Consider the following 462-nt stretch of genomic DNA (forward strand, 5'->3'; position numbering starts at 1 on the left):
TCGTGCGGGGGATCGACGACGAGCGGCTGGGCGACCGTACGCCCTGCGCCGAGTACGACGTACGGGCCCTGCTGAACCACCTGTTCCTGGTGGTCGTGAACTTCCAGGCCCTCGCGGCCCGGGAGGAGGCGGACTTCACCCAGGAGCCGGATTTCGTGGCGGACGGCGACTGGCGGGACCGGTTCGGGGAGGAGACCGCCCGCCTGGTGGCCGCGTGGGACGCGCCGGGGGCCGAGGAGGGGACGGCCGGACAGATGGGGCTGCCCGCCCGGACCGTGGGGCTGATGGTGCTGGGCGATCTGACCCTGCACGCGTGGGACCTGGCGCGGGCGACGGGCGCGGAGTTCGTCCCGGACCCGGTGGCGGTCGAGGAGGTGGAGCCGGTGCTGACGGCCATGGCACCGCAGGGCCGGGAGATGAAGGTGTTCGGCGAGCCGGTCCCGGTGGGGCCCGGTGCTACGG

Annotated in this window: 1 protein-coding gene; it reads left to right on the top strand. The window is 74.2% G+C overall.

The features are described 5' to 3' along the window. Positions 1-2 precede the first annotated feature (2 nt). Positions 3-462: TIGR03086 family metal-binding protein (locus V2J85_RS40590; RefSeq protein WP_330824389.1), on the top strand; the 460-nt coding region annotated here is incomplete at its 3' end.

Origin of the sequence: Streptomyces bugieae, from assembly GCF_036352915.1 — a bacterium.
Lineage (GTDB): Bacteria > Actinomycetota > Actinomycetes > Streptomycetales > Streptomycetaceae > Streptomyces > Streptomyces endophytica.